The sequence below is a fragment of the Mixta intestinalis genome, assembly GCF_009914055.1.
Taxonomy (GTDB): Bacteria; Pseudomonadota; Gammaproteobacteria; order Enterobacterales; family Enterobacteriaceae; genus Mixta; species Mixta intestinalis.
The window spans coordinates 925,202-940,184 of record NZ_CP028271.1 but is presented as its reverse complement, the minus strand read 5'-3'; the positions used below and the strand labels follow the sequence as shown (position 1 = coordinate 940,184).

At 54.2% G+C, this 14,983-nt stretch carries 14 protein-coding genes; 7 read left to right on the top strand and 7 right to left on the bottom strand.

The window, feature by feature from the left end:
- Nucleotides 1–227: 227 nt before the first annotated feature.
- Nucleotides 228–803 carry a cytochrome b gene (locus C7M51_RS04335; RefSeq protein WP_160620659.1) on the top strand — a complete coding sequence of 192 codons (576 nt, stop codon included), beginning with the start codon at nt 228–230 and terminating at the stop codon, nt 801–803.
- Nucleotides 804–807: 4 nt separating this feature from the next.
- The gene (locus C7M51_RS04330) at nt 808–1,383 is read left to right on the top strand and encodes a YceI family protein (RefSeq protein ID WP_160623561.1); all 576 of its coding nucleotides are present in this window, start codon (nt 808–810) and stop codon (nt 1,381–1,383) included.
- Between the two features lie 63 nt (nt 1,384–1,446).
- Here the strand turns inward: C7M51_RS04330 and trhO are convergent, their stop codons facing one another.
- A complete protein-coding gene (trhO, locus tag C7M51_RS04325) occupies nt 1,447–2,508 on the bottom strand; it encodes an oxygen-dependent tRNA uridine(34) hydroxylase TrhO (protein WP_160620658.1) in 1,062 nt (353 codons plus the stop codon).
- A 207-nt stretch (nt 2,509–2,715) separates the two neighbouring features.
- Here trhO and C7M51_RS04320 point away from each other — a divergent pair, with 207 nt between their 5' ends.
- The 3 genes from C7M51_RS04320 to C7M51_RS04310 all read left to right on the top strand — a co-directional run bounded on the left by C7M51_RS04320 (nt 2,716) and on the right by C7M51_RS04310 (nt 5,437).
- Complete coding sequence (locus C7M51_RS04320; RefSeq protein ID WP_160620657.1) at nt 2,716–3,813, top strand: NADH:flavin oxidoreductase/NADH oxidase; 1,098 nt, start codon at nt 2,716–2,718, stop codon at nt 3,811–3,813.
- A gap of 157 nt (nt 3,814–3,970) precedes the next feature.
- Nucleotides 3,971–4,891, top strand: a complete 921-nt coding sequence (locus C7M51_RS04315; RefSeq protein WP_160620656.1) for a Kdo(2)-lipid IV(A) acyltransferase — start codon at nt 3,971–3,973, stop codon at nt 4,889–4,891.
- 144 nt (nt 4,892–5,035) lie between these two features.
- Nucleotides 5,036–5,437, top strand: a complete 402-nt coding sequence (locus C7M51_RS04310; protein ID WP_160620655.1) for a MysB family protein — start codon at nt 5,036–5,038, stop codon at nt 5,435–5,437.
- 5 nt (nt 5,438–5,442) lie between these two features.
- Here the strand turns inward: C7M51_RS04310 and C7M51_RS04305 are convergent, their stop codons facing one another.
- The 3 genes from C7M51_RS04305 to mdoG form a co-directional block, all read right to left on the bottom strand.
- Nucleotides 5,443–5,679, bottom strand: coding sequence for a YceK/YidQ family lipoprotein (locus C7M51_RS04305; RefSeq protein ID WP_160620654.1), 237 nt, complete (start codon nt 5,677–5,679; stop codon nt 5,443–5,445).
- 79 nt (nt 5,680–5,758) lie between these two features.
- The gene (gene mdoH / locus C7M51_RS04300) at nt 5,759–8,326 is read right to left on the bottom strand and encodes a glucans biosynthesis glucosyltransferase MdoH (protein ID WP_160620653.1); all 2,568 of its coding nucleotides are present in this window, start codon (nt 8,324–8,326) and stop codon (nt 5,759–5,761) included.
- Entirely contained in the window at nt 8,319–9,878 is a 1,560-nt protein-coding gene (gene mdoG / locus C7M51_RS04295) for a glucans biosynthesis protein MdoG (protein ID WP_425281003.1), read from the bottom strand. The genes mdoH and mdoG overlap by 8 nt, the downstream gene beginning before the upstream one ends.
- 245 nt (nt 9,879–10,123) lie before the next feature.
- Here mdoG and mdoC point away from each other — a divergent pair, with 245 nt between their 5' ends.
- On the top strand, nt 10,124–11,239 hold the full coding sequence (gene mdoC, locus C7M51_RS04290) for a glucans biosynthesis protein MdoC (protein ID WP_160620652.1): 1,116 nt from the start codon (nt 10,124–10,126) through the stop codon (nt 11,237–11,239).
- A gap of 24 nt (nt 11,240–11,263) precedes the next feature.
- Here the strand turns inward: mdoC and C7M51_RS04285 are convergent, their stop codons facing one another.
- Together C7M51_RS04285 and C7M51_RS04280 are read right to left on the bottom strand one after the other, a co-directional pair.
- Nucleotides 11,264–12,736, bottom strand: coding sequence for a phospholipase D family protein (locus C7M51_RS04285; RefSeq protein ID WP_160620651.1), 1,473 nt, complete (start codon nt 12,734–12,736; stop codon nt 11,264–11,266).
- Between the two features lie 32 nt (nt 12,737–12,768).
- The gene (locus C7M51_RS04280; protein WP_160620650.1) at nt 12,769–13,320 is read right to left on the bottom strand and encodes an O-acetyl-ADP-ribose deacetylase; all 552 of its coding nucleotides are present in this window, start codon (nt 13,318–13,320) and stop codon (nt 12,769–12,771) included.
- Between the two features lie 107 nt (nt 13,321–13,427).
- Here C7M51_RS04280 and C7M51_RS04275 point away from each other — a divergent pair, with 107 nt between their 5' ends.
- Nucleotides 13,428–14,624, top strand: a complete 1,197-nt coding sequence (locus tag C7M51_RS04275; RefSeq protein ID WP_160620649.1) for a beta-glucosidase — start codon at nt 13,428–13,430, stop codon at nt 14,622–14,624.
- On the opposite strand, the gene C7M51_RS04270 is transcribed toward C7M51_RS04275, so the two are convergent.
- Nucleotides 14,579–14,764 carry a hypothetical protein gene (locus tag C7M51_RS04270; protein WP_160620648.1) on the bottom strand — a complete coding sequence of 62 codons (186 nt, stop codon included), beginning with the start codon at nt 14,762–14,764 and terminating at the stop codon, nt 14,579–14,581. The genes C7M51_RS04275 and C7M51_RS04270 overlap by 46 nt on opposite strands.
- Between the last annotated feature and the right edge of the window lie 219 nt (nt 14,765–14,983).

Here is a 14,983-nt window from a genome sequence, read left to right as displayed (position 1 = left end):
AATATTAAGCCAGCGCTTCTCAACGATTCCTGTCGCCAACTAACCTTAAATTTCAATTAAAATCTCGCTTTTCATCGCAACTGATTCGACAAAATTTCTTACATTCTGCTTTTTTCAATCAATATTTTTGAACAAAGATAAAAACTTCCTCCTCAGGTCCTTTTTCTGTTGCTTTTTTGTTTCAACTTGTTCAGTCTCATGTCAAAACGTGAACAAGGGAGAGCACAATGCGTTGGAAAAACAGTAACGACGAATATGGACATATCGCCGTATCAATTCACTGGCTGGTGGCGCTAAGCGTCTATGGCATGTTTGCCCTGGGGCTGTGGATGGTTTCACTCGGTTATTATGATATCTGGTATCACAAAGCGCCGGAGCTGCATAAAAGCATTGGAATGGTGCTGTTCGCGCTGATGATTTTTCGCGTTCTGTGGCGTTTGATCTCTCCCCCACCGCCGCCGCTCACCAGCTATTCGCCGCTGGTTCGCTATGGCGCTACCGCGGCCCACCTGCTGCTCTATCTGCTGCTGTTCGCCATTTTTATCAGCGGCTATCTGATTTCTACTGCCGAAGGCCAGCCCGTCGATATCTTTGGTCTGTTGCCTGTCCCCGCCACCGTCAGCATCGACGCAACACAAACGGATCTGGCTGGCGATATTCATTTATGGCTCGCATGGAGCGTAGTGGTTCTGTCACTGCTGCATGCTCTGGCGGCGCTAAAACACCACTTTATCGATCGTGATATCACACTAAAACGGATGCTGGGTTGCCGCATCGCGTCATCTATTAAAACGGAGAAATAATATGTTGAAAAAAACGCTTTGCGCCTTGACGGCGGCCACTCTGCTACTGGGCGCTCAGGCAGCCACCGCCGCAGAATATAAGATTGATAAACAGGGACAGCATGCGTTTATCCAGTTCCGCATCAAGCATCTTGGCTACAGCTGGCTTTACGGCACCTTTAACGATTTTGATGGCGGCTTTACTTTTGATGAGAAAGATCCGGCAGCGGATAAGGTTAACGTCACCATTAATACCAACAGCGTGGATACCAACCATGCTGAGCGCGACAAGCACCTGCGCAGCGCAGAATTCCTTAACGTCGGCAAGTTTCCTCAGGCAACTTTCGTTTCTACCGGCGTGAAAAAGGATGGCGACGAGCTGGATATTACCGGCAACCTGACGCTGAATGGCGTTACCAGGCCGATCACGCTGGAAGCAAAACTGCTTGGTCAGGGTGACGATCCCTGGGGCGGTTACCGTGCAGGATTTGAGGCGGAAGGCAAGCTGGCGCTGAAAGATTTTAATATTAAAACCAATCTCGGCCCGGCTTCACAGGAGGTAGAGCTGATTATCTCCGTCGAAGGCGTACGCCAGAAATAAAAAACCCTCCGCAGGGAGGGCTGAATCTCAATTTTTAGGGCGGCGCAGGCCGCCCTTTTTATCTTATTCCTGCGGCTCCTGCGGTGCCGGGATAGTCAGCGTGGCGTTCAACAGCCCGCGTGACTTATTAAAGATTTTATTGCTGGTTTCCCGTCCGGCGCGACGTGCACGCTGCTCTTCCGGCGGCAATGACGCCTCTTCCATACAAAGCGGGCTACAGCAGTGCTGATATTTTTCCGCACAGGCGGGACACTGAATAAACAGCAGATGACAGCCGTCGTTAACGCAGTTCACATGCGTATCGCAAGGCGCGCCACACTGATGGCAGTGGGCAATCACATCGTCTGAAATACGCTCACCCATGCGTTCGTCAAACACAAAGTTTTTGCCTTTGAAACGCACCGGCAGGCCCTGCTCGCGTGCGCGGCGCGCATACTCAATAATGCCGCCTTCAACGTGATAAACCTGCTCAAAACCGTTATGTCGCATCCAGGCGCTCGCTTTTTCACAACGAATACCGCCGGTACAGTACATCACGATTTTTTTCTCTTTGCGATCCTGCAACATATCCACTGCCATCGGCAGCTGATCGCGGAAGGTGTCAGCAGGGATTTCCATCGCCCGTTCAAAGTGCCCGACTTCATATTCATAGTGGTTGCGCATATCGACAAACACCGCATCGGGATCGTCCAGCATAGCATTAACCTCAGCCGCTTTCAGATAAGCCCCGACCTGGCTGGCGTCAAAGCTTTCATCGGTGATGCCGTCAGCCACGATACGATCGCGGACTTTCAACCGCAGCACCCAAAAGGATTTGCCGTCATCATCCAGCGCAACATTCATGCGCAGATTATTCAGCGCCGGATGGAAGCCGTAGAGCGTTTCCTGCATGCGCGGATAGAGGCTGGCCGGTACGCTAAGCTGCGCATTAATGCCTTCATGAGCGACGTAAATGCGCCCGAAAACCTGAAGTTCAGTTAACGCCTGATAAAGCGCATCACGGAACGCCTGCGGATCGTCGATAGTGAAATATTTATAAAAAGAGACGGTAGTGCGCGGCTCAGTTTCAGCTAACATGCGCGCCTTCAGCTCTTTATTGGATACCTGGTTATGTAACACTGGCATGGTGTTCTTTCCCATTAGTGAGCGGTTTTTCAGGCGCGCATCATACCTGATTTAACAGTAAAGCAAAGCTTTGCATCATTTTTTCTACATTTGACGATCGGGCGCTACCGCACATACTGACAATTGACCACGCTTATAAACACGTTGAGCATAACCGCTTTATTAGCGCCCTTACTATCACTTACGTGATAACAGATGGAGAAGACAATGAGTCAGCTATTTACGCCGATACAGTTGGGTAAACTATCCCTCAGTAACCGCATCATCATCGCACCAATGTGCCAATATTCTGCGGAACAGGGTAAAGCGACACCCTGGCACCGTATTCATCTGGGCCATCTCTCCCTGTCCGGCGCCGGACTGTTAATTATCGAAGCAACTGCGGTAGAGCCTGCCGGACGCATTACGCCGCAGGACCTTGGCCTGTGGGATGACGAAACCGAGCAGGCACTGGCAGAAACCATTGCGGATGTGAAACGTTACGCCACCATGCCGCTTGGCATCCAACTTGGACACGCCGGACGTAAAGCCTCCACCGATGTCCCCTGGCGCGGCGGCAATTTTTTAACCCCGCAGCAGGGCGGCTGGCAGACTTCTGCCCCTTCCGCCCTCTCCTACAGCGATAAAGATGATAAGCCGCTGGCGCTGAGTAAAGCACGCATTGAAGAAATCAAACAGGCCTTTATCGACAGCGCCATTCGCGCCGATCGTCTCGGCTTTGAGCTGGTGGAAATTCATGCCGCACACGGCTATCTGCTGCATCAGTTCCTGTCGCCGCTTTCTAACCAGCGTGACGATGAATATGGCGGCTCGCTGGAGAACCGCATGCGTCTGGTGATGGAGATTTATCATGACGTACGCCGCGTATTCCCGCATGACAAAGCGGTGGGCGTGCGTATTTCCGCCTCCGACTGGGTGGAAGGCGGCTGGGATGAAGCGCAGTCTGTCGCGTTGAGCAAAGCGCTGGAGAAAGCAGGCTGCGACTATATTCATGTCTCCAGCGGCGGCCTCTCGCCGCAACAGCAGATCAGCGTCGGCCCAAATTACCAGGTGCCTTTCGCCGCCGGTATAAAGGAGGCGGTGACCACCATGCCGGTTATCGCCGTCGGCCTGATTACTGAACCGCAGCAGGCAGAATCTATCCTGACCAGCGGCCAGGCTGATGCTATTGCCCTGGCACGTGCGATGCTCTACGATCCGCGCTGGCCATGGCACGCTGCCGCAGCACTGGGCGAAAAAGTACAGGCGCCGCCGCAATACTGGCGCTGTGAACCCCATGAAGTTAAAGGTTTATTTAACGTATAGGCGATAAATTGTTCGCTGGCAGCGCATCTTCTGTACTACTGATTTACCGGGCTGATGGCATTATTTCAGCCCTTATTAAAAAAGTGGCACAATACGCCACCTGAATCTGGACATTGCGGCAAACGCGTTTGTTGCCGCACCGAATAACTGGAAGAACATGACTCATCTGCCTCAATTTTCCCGCAGCCTGCTGCATCCTCGTTACTGGCTGCTTTGGCTGGGTATCGGTCTGCTTTATCTGATCGTTTTGCTGCCTTATCCGCTGCTTTACCGCCTTGGCTGCGGAATGGGGCGTCTCGCCATGCGCTTTATGCGCCGCCGCGTTGTTATCGCCCAGCGTAACCTGGAGCTTTGCTTCCCTGAAATGCCCGCCGCCGAACGCGATGCGCTGGTAAAGCGTAATTTTGAGTCAGTCGGTATGGGTTTGCTGGAAACCGGCATCGCCTGGTTCTGGCCCAACTGGCGCATAGAAAAATGGTTTACCAGCATTGGTGATGAACACGTCACACAGGGCCTGAGAGAGAAAAAAGGCATCCTGCTGATCGGGTTGCATTTTTTGACGCTGGAACTGGGGGCGCGCTATTTCGGCATGCTTAATCCCGGCATCGGCGTTTATCGCCCTAACGATAATCCACTGATCGACTGGCTGCAAACCTGGGGCCGAATGCGTTCGAATAAAAGCATGCTCGATCGTAAGGATCTGAAAGGTATGATCCGCGCACTGAAGGCGGGCGAGATCATCTGGTACGCGCCGGATCACGATTATGGTCCGAAAAGCAGCGTATTTGTGCCGCTCTTTGCCGTGCCGGATGCCGCCACCACCAAAGGTAGCTACCTGTTAATCCGCAGCGCCAGCCCGGCTGTCATTCCTTTTGTGCCGCGTCGCCTGCCGCACGGTAAGGGCTATGAGCTGGTGGTATTGCCCGCCATGCAGGATATTCCTCTCGACAGTGAAGAAGCGACCGCCAGATATATCAATCAGGTTATCGAGGAAGCGATTTTGATGGCACCAGAACAATATATGTGGCTGCATCGCCGTTTTAAAACACGCCCGGAAGGTGCTGCTAAGCTTTATTAATCCTCCCCTTCCCCTTCCGTTTCCTGCCGAAACGGAAGGACTAGATTTCTTTCCGCCCCAGTTTTTTTAACGCTAAAGCTATACACGGCAAATCTTCGTCTATTCTTTCCTGAAACCATCCCCGAGGAGAGTAAGGAGAAACCAATGAGCATGTTCAGCACACTGGAAGAAGCTATCGATAACGCCCGTGAAGAGTTTCTGGCGAACAACCCGGATCTGGATGATGACGAGGTGTCGGTAGGACAGTTTAACCTGCAAAAATATGTAATGCAGGATGGGGAGATCATGTGGCAGGCGGAGTTCCTCGCTGATGAAAGCGATGACGGCGAGCTGTCGCCGATCCGCACAGGTGAAGCCGCGCAGGCTATCTTTGATGGCGATTTTGACGAGGTTGAGATACGTCAGGAGTGGATGCCGGAAAATACGCTGCATGAGTGGGACGAAGGCGAATTCCAGCTGGAAGCACCGCTGGATACCGAAGAAGGCCAGGCGGTCGCGCAGGAGTGGGAAGACAGCGGCAGCAATAACGAATCAGATCGCTGGTAAGCAGGCTACTCATAAGGCCCATGATGGGCATCAATCGGTAGCAATAGCGTATCCAGCAACGCCGACAGCGGCACGTCGATAATGGTGATAACACGCCACGGCGTGTCGCGCACATCCCACTGTACGCCAGGATAGTATTGATTACCGTGCCCCTGTCCCGGCACCGTGCGGCTGATAATGCTGCCGCAGCCGGACAGCAGGAAGGTTGCCAACAGCAGCAAAGCGCCCGTTCCCTTTTTCACTTTTTCCTCCCGATCGCTGCTGCCAGCGGCTGATAACGGATCAACGCCATAAATTAAAGCGGCCCGCAGGCCGCTTCACTTACTGTTTTGCCGGTGCTAACGCCAGCGGATTTAGCGGTAGCTTGCGATAGAGATCCTGCCACTCATGGTACTTCTCCGCATCCTTCCACAAACGGTAGTGCAGGCGCGCCAGCATTACCGGATCGCTGAGCAGCGTCAGACGTTCCTCACGGCTCAGCTTCGACGGCGCATCGCTAAGCGCATGCTCAACCCGCCGATCGCGTGCGTGGTCCAGCAAGTCGCTCTGTAGATGGCGCGACGTTGCCAGCGCGGTAGCCAACGCGTTAAACGACGGATGGAACAACGCATGCATAAAGCCATGCTCCAGCGCACGTTCGCGATTCAGCTGTAGGTAAGTATCAGTATCCTGTAGCTCTTTCGGCGGCGCGTACTCTTCCGGGATCAGGAACAGTTTCGCCCGACGAGTCGCCAGCCCGTTGCTTGCCCGACTGGAGATCACCGACACAAACGGCGACAGGATCAGCGAGAAGACAATTGGCGACAGCCACCAGAGGAAGTTGAGATCGAGCCAGCCCATGCCTGCGGCCCAGACGATGCCCAGCAGCATCTGCGAACCGTGGCGGCGGAATGCTTCGCTCCACGGCGTAGCGTCATCATCACGCTGCGGCGAGTTCCAGACCACTTCCCAGCCGAGGAAAGCGCTGACGACAAACACCGTATGGAACAGCATACGCACCGGTGCCAGCAGCACCGAGAAAAGCATTTCCAGCAGCATCGACACTAACAAACGCAGCGCACCACCGTAGCCTTTCGCCCCTTTAAACCAGATCAATACCACGCTCAGCAGCTTCGGCAGGAACAGCAACACCAGAGTGGTAGAGAACAGCGCGATCGCCAGTTCAGGACGCCACTGCGGCCACACCGGGAAAAGCTGGCGCGGTTGCAGGAAATACTGCGGCTCCATCAGGGTATGCACAATCTGCAACGCCGTGGAGAGCGCCAGGAACATAAACCACAACGGCGCGGAAAGATAGGACATCACGCCGGTCAGGAATACCGCACGGTGTACCGGATGCATCCCTTTCACCAGGAACAGACGGAAATTCATCAGGTTGCCGTGACACCAGCGACGGTCGCGCTTCAGCTCATCCAGCAGGTTCGGCGGCAGCTCTTCATAAGAACCGGGCAGATCGTAAGCAATCCAGACACCCCACCCCGCACGACGCATCAGCGCCGCCTCAACAAAGTCATGGGAGAGGATCGATCCGGCAAACGAGCCTTCGCCCGGCAGCGGTGCCAGTGCACAGTGTTCAATAAAGGGCTTCACGCGAATAATGGCGTTATGGCCCCAGTAGTGCGACTCGCCCAGCTGCCAGAAGTGCAAACCAGCGGTAAACAACGGCCCATAGACGCGGGTAGCGAACTGCTGGCAGCGCGCGTAAAGCGTATCCATGCCTGATGCCTTCGGCGACGACTGGATAATACCGGCGTTCGGATTTGCCTCCATCATACGCACCAGACCGGTCAGACATTCACCGCTCATCACGCTGTCCGCATCCAGCACCACCATGTAGCTGTACTGGCTGCCCCAGCGACGACAGAAGTCATCGATGTTGCCGCTTTTACGTTTCACGCGACGACGACGACGACGGTAGAAAATCTTTCCGGCTCCGCCTACGTCACGCACCAGTTCCATCCATGCTTTCTGCTCCGCCATCGCGATATCGGCGTCGTAGCTGTCGCTAAGGATATAGACATCAAAGTGCTGACTTTCCCCGCTGCGTACCACCGATTCCCAGGTGGCGCGCAGACCGGCAAATACACGCTCTACGTCCTCGTTACAGATCGGCATGATCAGCGCGGTGCGGTGCGAGGAATCGATCGGCTCGTCGCCGCGCAGCGTATAAGAGATGCTGTATTTGTCACGCCCGATCAGCAATTGCAGGAAGCCCATCAGCGCGGTCCAGAAACCGGCGGAAACCCAGCAGAACAGAATGGCGAACAAGAACAGAATGCCGGTTTGCAGCACATAAGGGAGCAGCTGCAACAGCGACTGCTGCCAGTTCTGATTCAGCATATCCATCGGATCGATCAGCGCCCAGCCCTGGTAAGGCAGAATGGTTTTCATATACCAGGTAGCGATAACCGTCTGGAACAGCGTCAGAATCAACAAAATGTAGCGACGAACAGAGCCAACATGACGCCATTTGTCTTCCTGACGCTGCTCTTCCGCCGTGGCATAACGCGGCGTCGACTTCTTGCCGCGCAGCGCATCCCAGGCGCGTGCCACTGGGTTAGTACGCCACGCCTCCGGGAACATCCGCGAACGCTTTACCGGCGGCATCGCCTTCAGCGTGGTGCGTCCGAGATAGTCCTGACCGAACTGTTTTCCGCCATCCAGCGAATTTGGCCAGCTCATTTCGAGGCGTGATTTGACCGAAGTAAGCGGCGCATCATCGGGACGCGCCTCAGCCGGGCCGCCCTGGCCCAGCTGCTGATGCAATTGACTGTAGACGTCGCCGCCCGCCTGCGCAGCGGGCTGGCTGGCCGACAGCGCCGCTTTACGCTCAGGCGTCAGCGGCAGCATGTCGATATAGTCGGCTGGAGTAAGCATTGATTTATTCATTGGCAGGCAACTGGTAGCTCCATGTTTCCGTCAGCGCTTTATCACCGTTAACCAGTGCGGCGCGCATTTCGGTCGGCTGCTTATTGTCTTTTACGCGGATGCGCAACATTAAGCGCCAGCCTTTAGTAACCGGGTTATAGCGCACGCTCTGCTCCACGATTTCACCGTTATTGCCGATGCTGACCTGTGGTGCAACCGGCGTATTATCCGCCAGCTTACTCATATTCTGGCCAACAAAATCAACCACAAAGGCGATAGTCCCGTCCGGCTGACGCACCAGATTCGACTGTTTTACGTCACCGGTAGAACGCAGCGTGCTTTTCACCCATGCCGTTTCCGGCGAGTGCAGCTGGTCTTCATTACGGGTAAAGTGCAGACGATATTTAAAGTTCATCTCCTTGCCCGGCTCCGGCAGATTTTCCGGCGTCCAGAAGGCGACGATATTATCGTTGGTTTCATCCGCCGTCGGGATCTCTACCAGTTCCACGCGGCCTTTACCCCAGTCGCCCTGCGGCTCAATCCAGCCGCTCGGACGCAGGTCGTAACGATCGTCGAGATCCTGGTACTGACTGAATTCACGTCCACGCTGTAGCAACCCAAAGCCTTTCGGATTCTCGACGGTAAAGGTGCTGACCGCCAGATGTTTCGGGTTGTTCAGCGGACGCCAGATCCACTCGCCGTTACCAGCGTGAATCGACAGACCGTTGGAATCATGCAGAGCGGGACGATAATTCACTATCGGAGAAGGCTGATTCGTGCCGTACAGATACATACTGGTCAGCGGTGCCACACCCAGCTTGCCCACGTTATCGCGCAGATAAACTTTAGCCTGCACATCAACATTAGTATCTTTACCCGGACGCAGTACAAAGCGATAAGCGCCAGTGGCGCGTGGGGAATCCAGTAGCGCATAAATGACCAGCTGCTTATCCTGCGGCTTCGGACGCTCTACCCAAAACTCGCGAAAGCGTGGGAACTCTTCACCAGAAGGCAGCGCGGTATCGATCGCCAGGCCACGGGAGGATAAGCCATAAACCTGGCCGCCGCCGATAACGCGAAAATAGCTGGCACCGAGGAAGCTGGTAATTTCATCATTTTTATCTTTGGCATTAAGCGGATAAAGGATCTTAAACCCGGCAAATCCCAGATTTTTAATGGCATCCGGGTCGTGCTGTACCTTGCCAAAATTAAAGTAGTCCGGGCTGTATTTGATTTCACGTACGGAATTCGCCGTTACCTCATTAAGTTTTACCGGCGTATCGAAATACATCCCCTGATGATAAAACTCCAGCTTGAAAGGCGTCTTCAGTTTGTTCCACCAGGCTTTATCATGATTAAACTGAATTTGCTGATAGTCAGCATATTTCATATCACGAAACTGAGAGGGCAAATTGCTCTTCGGCGCTTCAAAACTTTTTCCCGCTAATGACTTTGCCTCTTTTGCCACGTCGTCGATGCTAAAAGCCCAACTGTTATTGGCATACAAGGCCAGCAGAACCGCTGCACCAACCCAGTGCAGTTTTTTCAGTTCCGTTTTATTTTTGTTAGTAATCAGCACGTCCCCCCCTTTCGTGTGCTTAAATCAATCCCATTCATATTAATGGATTATTCCGCTTTCCGACAGTATGCCCGCGCTTTTGTTCCTTTTTTCGCTGCGCTTAGGGTGTTAACCTGCGTTGATCGTCTGTTACAGAATCGGCTGATATTATATGGATTCCTGCTCCGGTAAAGTAAAGCATTTGCTTTTGTCAGGTTCGGCGTGAACCGGAGTATAAAACGTACTAAAACTGGACAACCATGCGTACAAAATCCCAGCAGCGTGAATATTTTTTTGATTCTATCCGCGCCTATCTGATGCTACTCGGCGTTCCTTTTCATGTCTCTCTTATTTATTCCAGCCATCAGTGGTCCGTTAACAGCGTCGAGTCATCGTTCTGGCTGACGGTGTTTAACGATTTTATCCATGCCTTTCGCATGCAGGTGTTTTTCGTTATCTCCGGCTACTTCTCTTACATGCTTTATCTGCGCTATGCACCAGACGAATGGTGGAAGGTGCGTGTCGAACGCGTTGGCATCCCGATGCTGAGCGCCATTCCGCTGATCACGTTACCGCAGTTTTTTATGCTGAAGGCGTGGACGGGAAAGGTCACCGGCTGGGAACATTTTTCCCTGTATGAAAAGTTCAATACGCTGGTGTGGGAGCTGATCTCCCACCTGTGGTTTTTGCTGGTACTGGTAATATTCACCACGCTTGGTCTCTGGCTGTTCCAGCGCCTGCGCCTTGCTGTCGGCAATGCCAGCGCACCCGGCTGGCGCGTCTTAACCCTGGCGATACTGTTTTACAGCCTGTTCTGGTGCGTAGTGCGCCGCCTGATTTTTGTTTTTCAGCCCACCCTGCTGAGTGACGGACTGTTCAACTTTACCGTGATGCAAACGCTGTTTTACCTCCCTTTCTTCTTTCTCGGCGCGCTTGCCTGGCGCAACCCGGCGCTAAAAGGGCTTTTTGTACGCTTCAATCCCTGGACACTGTTGGGCGCGGCGCTGGCTTTTCTGGCCTATATGGCTAACCAGCGCTATAGCAGCGGTGAAGGCTGGCTGTATGAGTATGATGCGGTGATTTCCATGCTGATGGGCCTGTGGATGGTAAACGTGGTGTTCGCCTTCGGTCACCGCTTCCTCAATGCCCATTCGTCGCGCATAACATGGCTGGTAAACGCCTCGCTGTTTATCTACCTGGTGCATCATCCATTGACGTTACTGTACGGCATCTTTATTACGCCACACATTCACAATAACGCGCTGGGCTTCGTGGCCGGGCTGATGTTTGTATTCGGCATCGCATTCATACTTTATGAAATTCACCTGCGCGTTCCGCTGCTGCGCTTTCTGTTTTCCGGTAAAAAGCGTACCTGAAACATGAACGGGCAAGGAAGCCCGTTACAGTAACCACTCTACCGGTAAGCGCCAGACCAGACGCACCAGCAACCGCTGCCAGATATGAGTTTTCGGTTCGTGTTTATGGACGATTTCTCTCGCCTCGCCCTCATACTCCACCCAGTTAACACGGCCCCATTTATCGAGGCGCAGCGCCCAAGCCCGTTCGCGCATCTCCTCAACAAAACGCTGGTGGATATTGCTCGCCAACACCTCGCTGTCAATGACCAGCCCCATTTCGGTATTCAGTACCGCCGAGCGCGGATCAAAGTTAAACGAGCCGATAAAGACTTTCTGATTGTCAACGCTGAAGGTTTTCGCATGCAGGCTGGAGCCAGAGTTACCGGTCAGGCCGCGATCGTGCGGTTTTTCCTCGCGGTTGCTCTGCGGTTTCAATTCATAAAGACGAATACCATGACGCAGCAGCTTTTTGCGCCATTTGGCATAGCCAGCATGTACCACCGACACATCATTCGCCGCCAGCGAGTTAGTCAGGATGGCGATATCAACGCCGTTGCGCACCAGACCCAGCAGCTGAGCTACGCCAGCGCGCGTCGGCACAAAATAGGCAGAAATAATATCGAACTGGCGCTGTGGGCGTCCGATAACCTCCAGCATACGCTGCGGCAACAGCGTGGCGCGACGTGCCTTGCCTAACCCTTTACGCGGATCGTCGCTGAGCAGGCGTGCCGGGGCCCAGATCATCTCCATTTCGCCGCTGTCGAGCTGGGACATATAGCCACAGGACTGGACGCGCTGCATATAACGCTGCACCTGTTCACTGTCGCGCCACGCTTCCGGCAGGCTTACCGCTTTGCGTGACGCATCCGATGCGCTATCCACCACTGACTCAAAAGTTTTTACCGCCGCGCTGTGCCAGTAACGTTCAAAATCATCCGCTACCTCCGCCACTACCGGTCCGATCGCCATTACATCGAGATCGGAAAACAGCGGCTGCTTGCCCGCACCGAAATACTCATCGCCGATATTACGTCCACCGACGATGGTTACCATGTTATCAACGGTGATGCTTTTATTGTGCATACGGCGATTGAGGCGGGCGAAGTCGCTGAGATAACCCAGCGCGCGCAGGGTACGAAACGAGAAAGGATTAAACAGCCGGATAGCAATATGGGGATGGCGATTCAGCTCGCTCAGGGTTTCATCCAGCCCCATCGTATTATTGTCATCCAGCAACAGCCGCACCTGAACGCCGCGATCGGCGGCCTCCAGCAGCGCGCTGAACAACAGCCTCCCTGACATATCGTTTTGCCAGATGTAATACTGTATGTCGATGCGCTCTTCCGCCATTGACAGCAACAAATAGCGCGCGGCGAAAGCATCCAGCCCGTCACTTAACGGATGAAGCCCGCTGTGATGGGGATGTTGAGCAATACGGGGAGCGACAGCCCTGGCAAGGCGAGTGCGGCTGGCGGCAGGCGTAAGGTTATCCTGCGGGTAAAGCGCTTCAGCCATGGGTTTTCCTTTTCTTATTAGCCTGATGGTTATTATTCACCCTGATTCCCGTGGGTGTTATACGACAGTTCTGATTGCTGCTGATAAAGGCGATACATCTCTTCATCAAAGCAAACCAGCCAGACCTGCTGCGGATAGTCATGCTGCTGAAAGAATGTATCGATGGTACGCAGCGCGATCGCCGCCGCTTCGACTTTAGGATAGCCGTAAATACCGGTAGAGATCGCCGGAAAGGCGACGGTGGCAAAACGATGTTCTGCCGCCAGCCGCAGACTGTTGCGCCAGGCGCTGGCCAGCAACTCCGCCTCCCCCTGCTTTCCACCGTGCCAGACCGGACCAACGGTATGAATGATCGCCCGTGCCGACAGGTTGCCTGCGCCGGTCACGACCGCATCGCCGGTGGCACAGCCGCCCTGGTTTGCCGCCAGACGTCGACACTCAGCTAACAGCGCCGGGCCTGCGGCGCGATGAATGGCACCATCAACGCCGCCGCCGCCCAGCAGACTACTGTTTGCCGCATTGACGATAGCATCCACTTCCAGGCGAGTAATATCCCCGCGCATAATGCGTAATCGCTGTTGCATCTCCTCCTCCTTACGAAACTGTGCTGTGAAAACCGGGTCAGGGTTGTCATTTAGTCTAGACTTAGCGAAACGTTCCGCGCCTGCCTTTTTTACAGGAGAAGAACCTGATGCCAAACTCACCGCTCTCTGCCACGGCGAAACGCCACCATCCCTCACTGTTCAGGAGTTTTTTTCAGGGCAGCTTCGCCTGTTCAACCGCCTGTCGCAGTGAAGGCAAACGCCTGGATATGATTATCAGCAGCGGACATGACATGCTGGCGCATAAGGATTACGCCGCGCTGGCGGAGCATCAGCTGCTGACTGCCCGCGACGGCGCACGCTGGTATCTGATTGAGAAAAAACCGGGTGAGTATGACTGGTCCTCTTTTCTGCCAATGGTACACGCGGCGCATCAGCACGGCATTCAGATTATCTGGGAGGTAGCGCATTTCGGCTATCCTTCCCATCTCGATATCTGGTCGCCCGAATTTGTCAGCGCTTTTGCCCGCTTTGCTAAAGCGATGGCGGAAGTGATGCGCAACGAAGGGATTGAACAGCCCTTTTTTACACCGGTTAACCAAATATCCTTCTGGTCGTGGGCGGGTGCCGAGGTTGCCTGGCTAAATCCCCATGCCAGCGGGCGCGGCGCGACATTAAAGAAACAGCTGGTGCGCGCCAGTCTGGCGGCGATCGCCGCAATTCGCGAGGTCTATCCGCAAGCGCGCTTTGTGCTGACCGATCCGCTGGTGCATGTTGCTCCCGTTAATGACAGCGCGGCGGCACGAGCAGAAGCAGAGCGTCAGCATCAGGCACAGTTTGATGCCTGGGATATGCTGTGTGGCAGAGTCAGCCCGGAGCTGGGCGGAAGCGCAGATATGCTTGATATCATCGGGCTTAACTACTATCCCGATAATCAGTGGCTGAGCGACGGTTCGCCGTTAACCGCAACGCAGCCCGCCTGGCGACCGCTGCATTTACTGCTGGAAGAGGTCTGGCAACGCTACCAGCGTCCTATGCTGCTGGCTGAAACCGGTGCGGAAGGCGATGCGCGTGCTAACTGGCTGAATGTGGTGGTTGACGAGGTTCAGCTGGCGCTGGATCGCGGCGTAGCAATGGAAGGCATTTCCCTCTATCCGATTGTGGAATACCCGGCCTGGGCAGACGATCGCCGCTCCCCCGGCCCGCTCTTCAGCCTGCCCGATCCCAACGGCAGCCGCACGATATATGAACCGCTGGCGCTGGTGTTACGCAGTCAACAAATTAAGTTAAGGAATCAGATTCAGGGGCGTGCTGGCGGCGTGGAAGATGGCGCAGGCTTGAGGTAGCAGGATTGAACATCCGGCGTGATCTGTGCTGAACGCCGGATATCGTTCAGCCAGGCTACGGTAACCAGAAAAACGACGGTAATCAGGCAGGCAGTAAGTAAACCCACCAATGCAATAAGCTTATCATCCCTGTTCTCCATCCCTGTTCTCCTTATTAGCTCGGATTCCATACCGGGTAACAGATATTATGAAACGCAAAGTGTTACCATCAGGACAAATATTATAATCGTAAAAGAAGTTACTGAAAACACCGCGACCACAAACTCTGCGTCATTCAGCGGTGACGACGGGTCACTTTCAGAACGTTCTGGTAACAGAGGTTGATTCACCTTTTTTTCATCCTCTCAAACGTAGTAAGC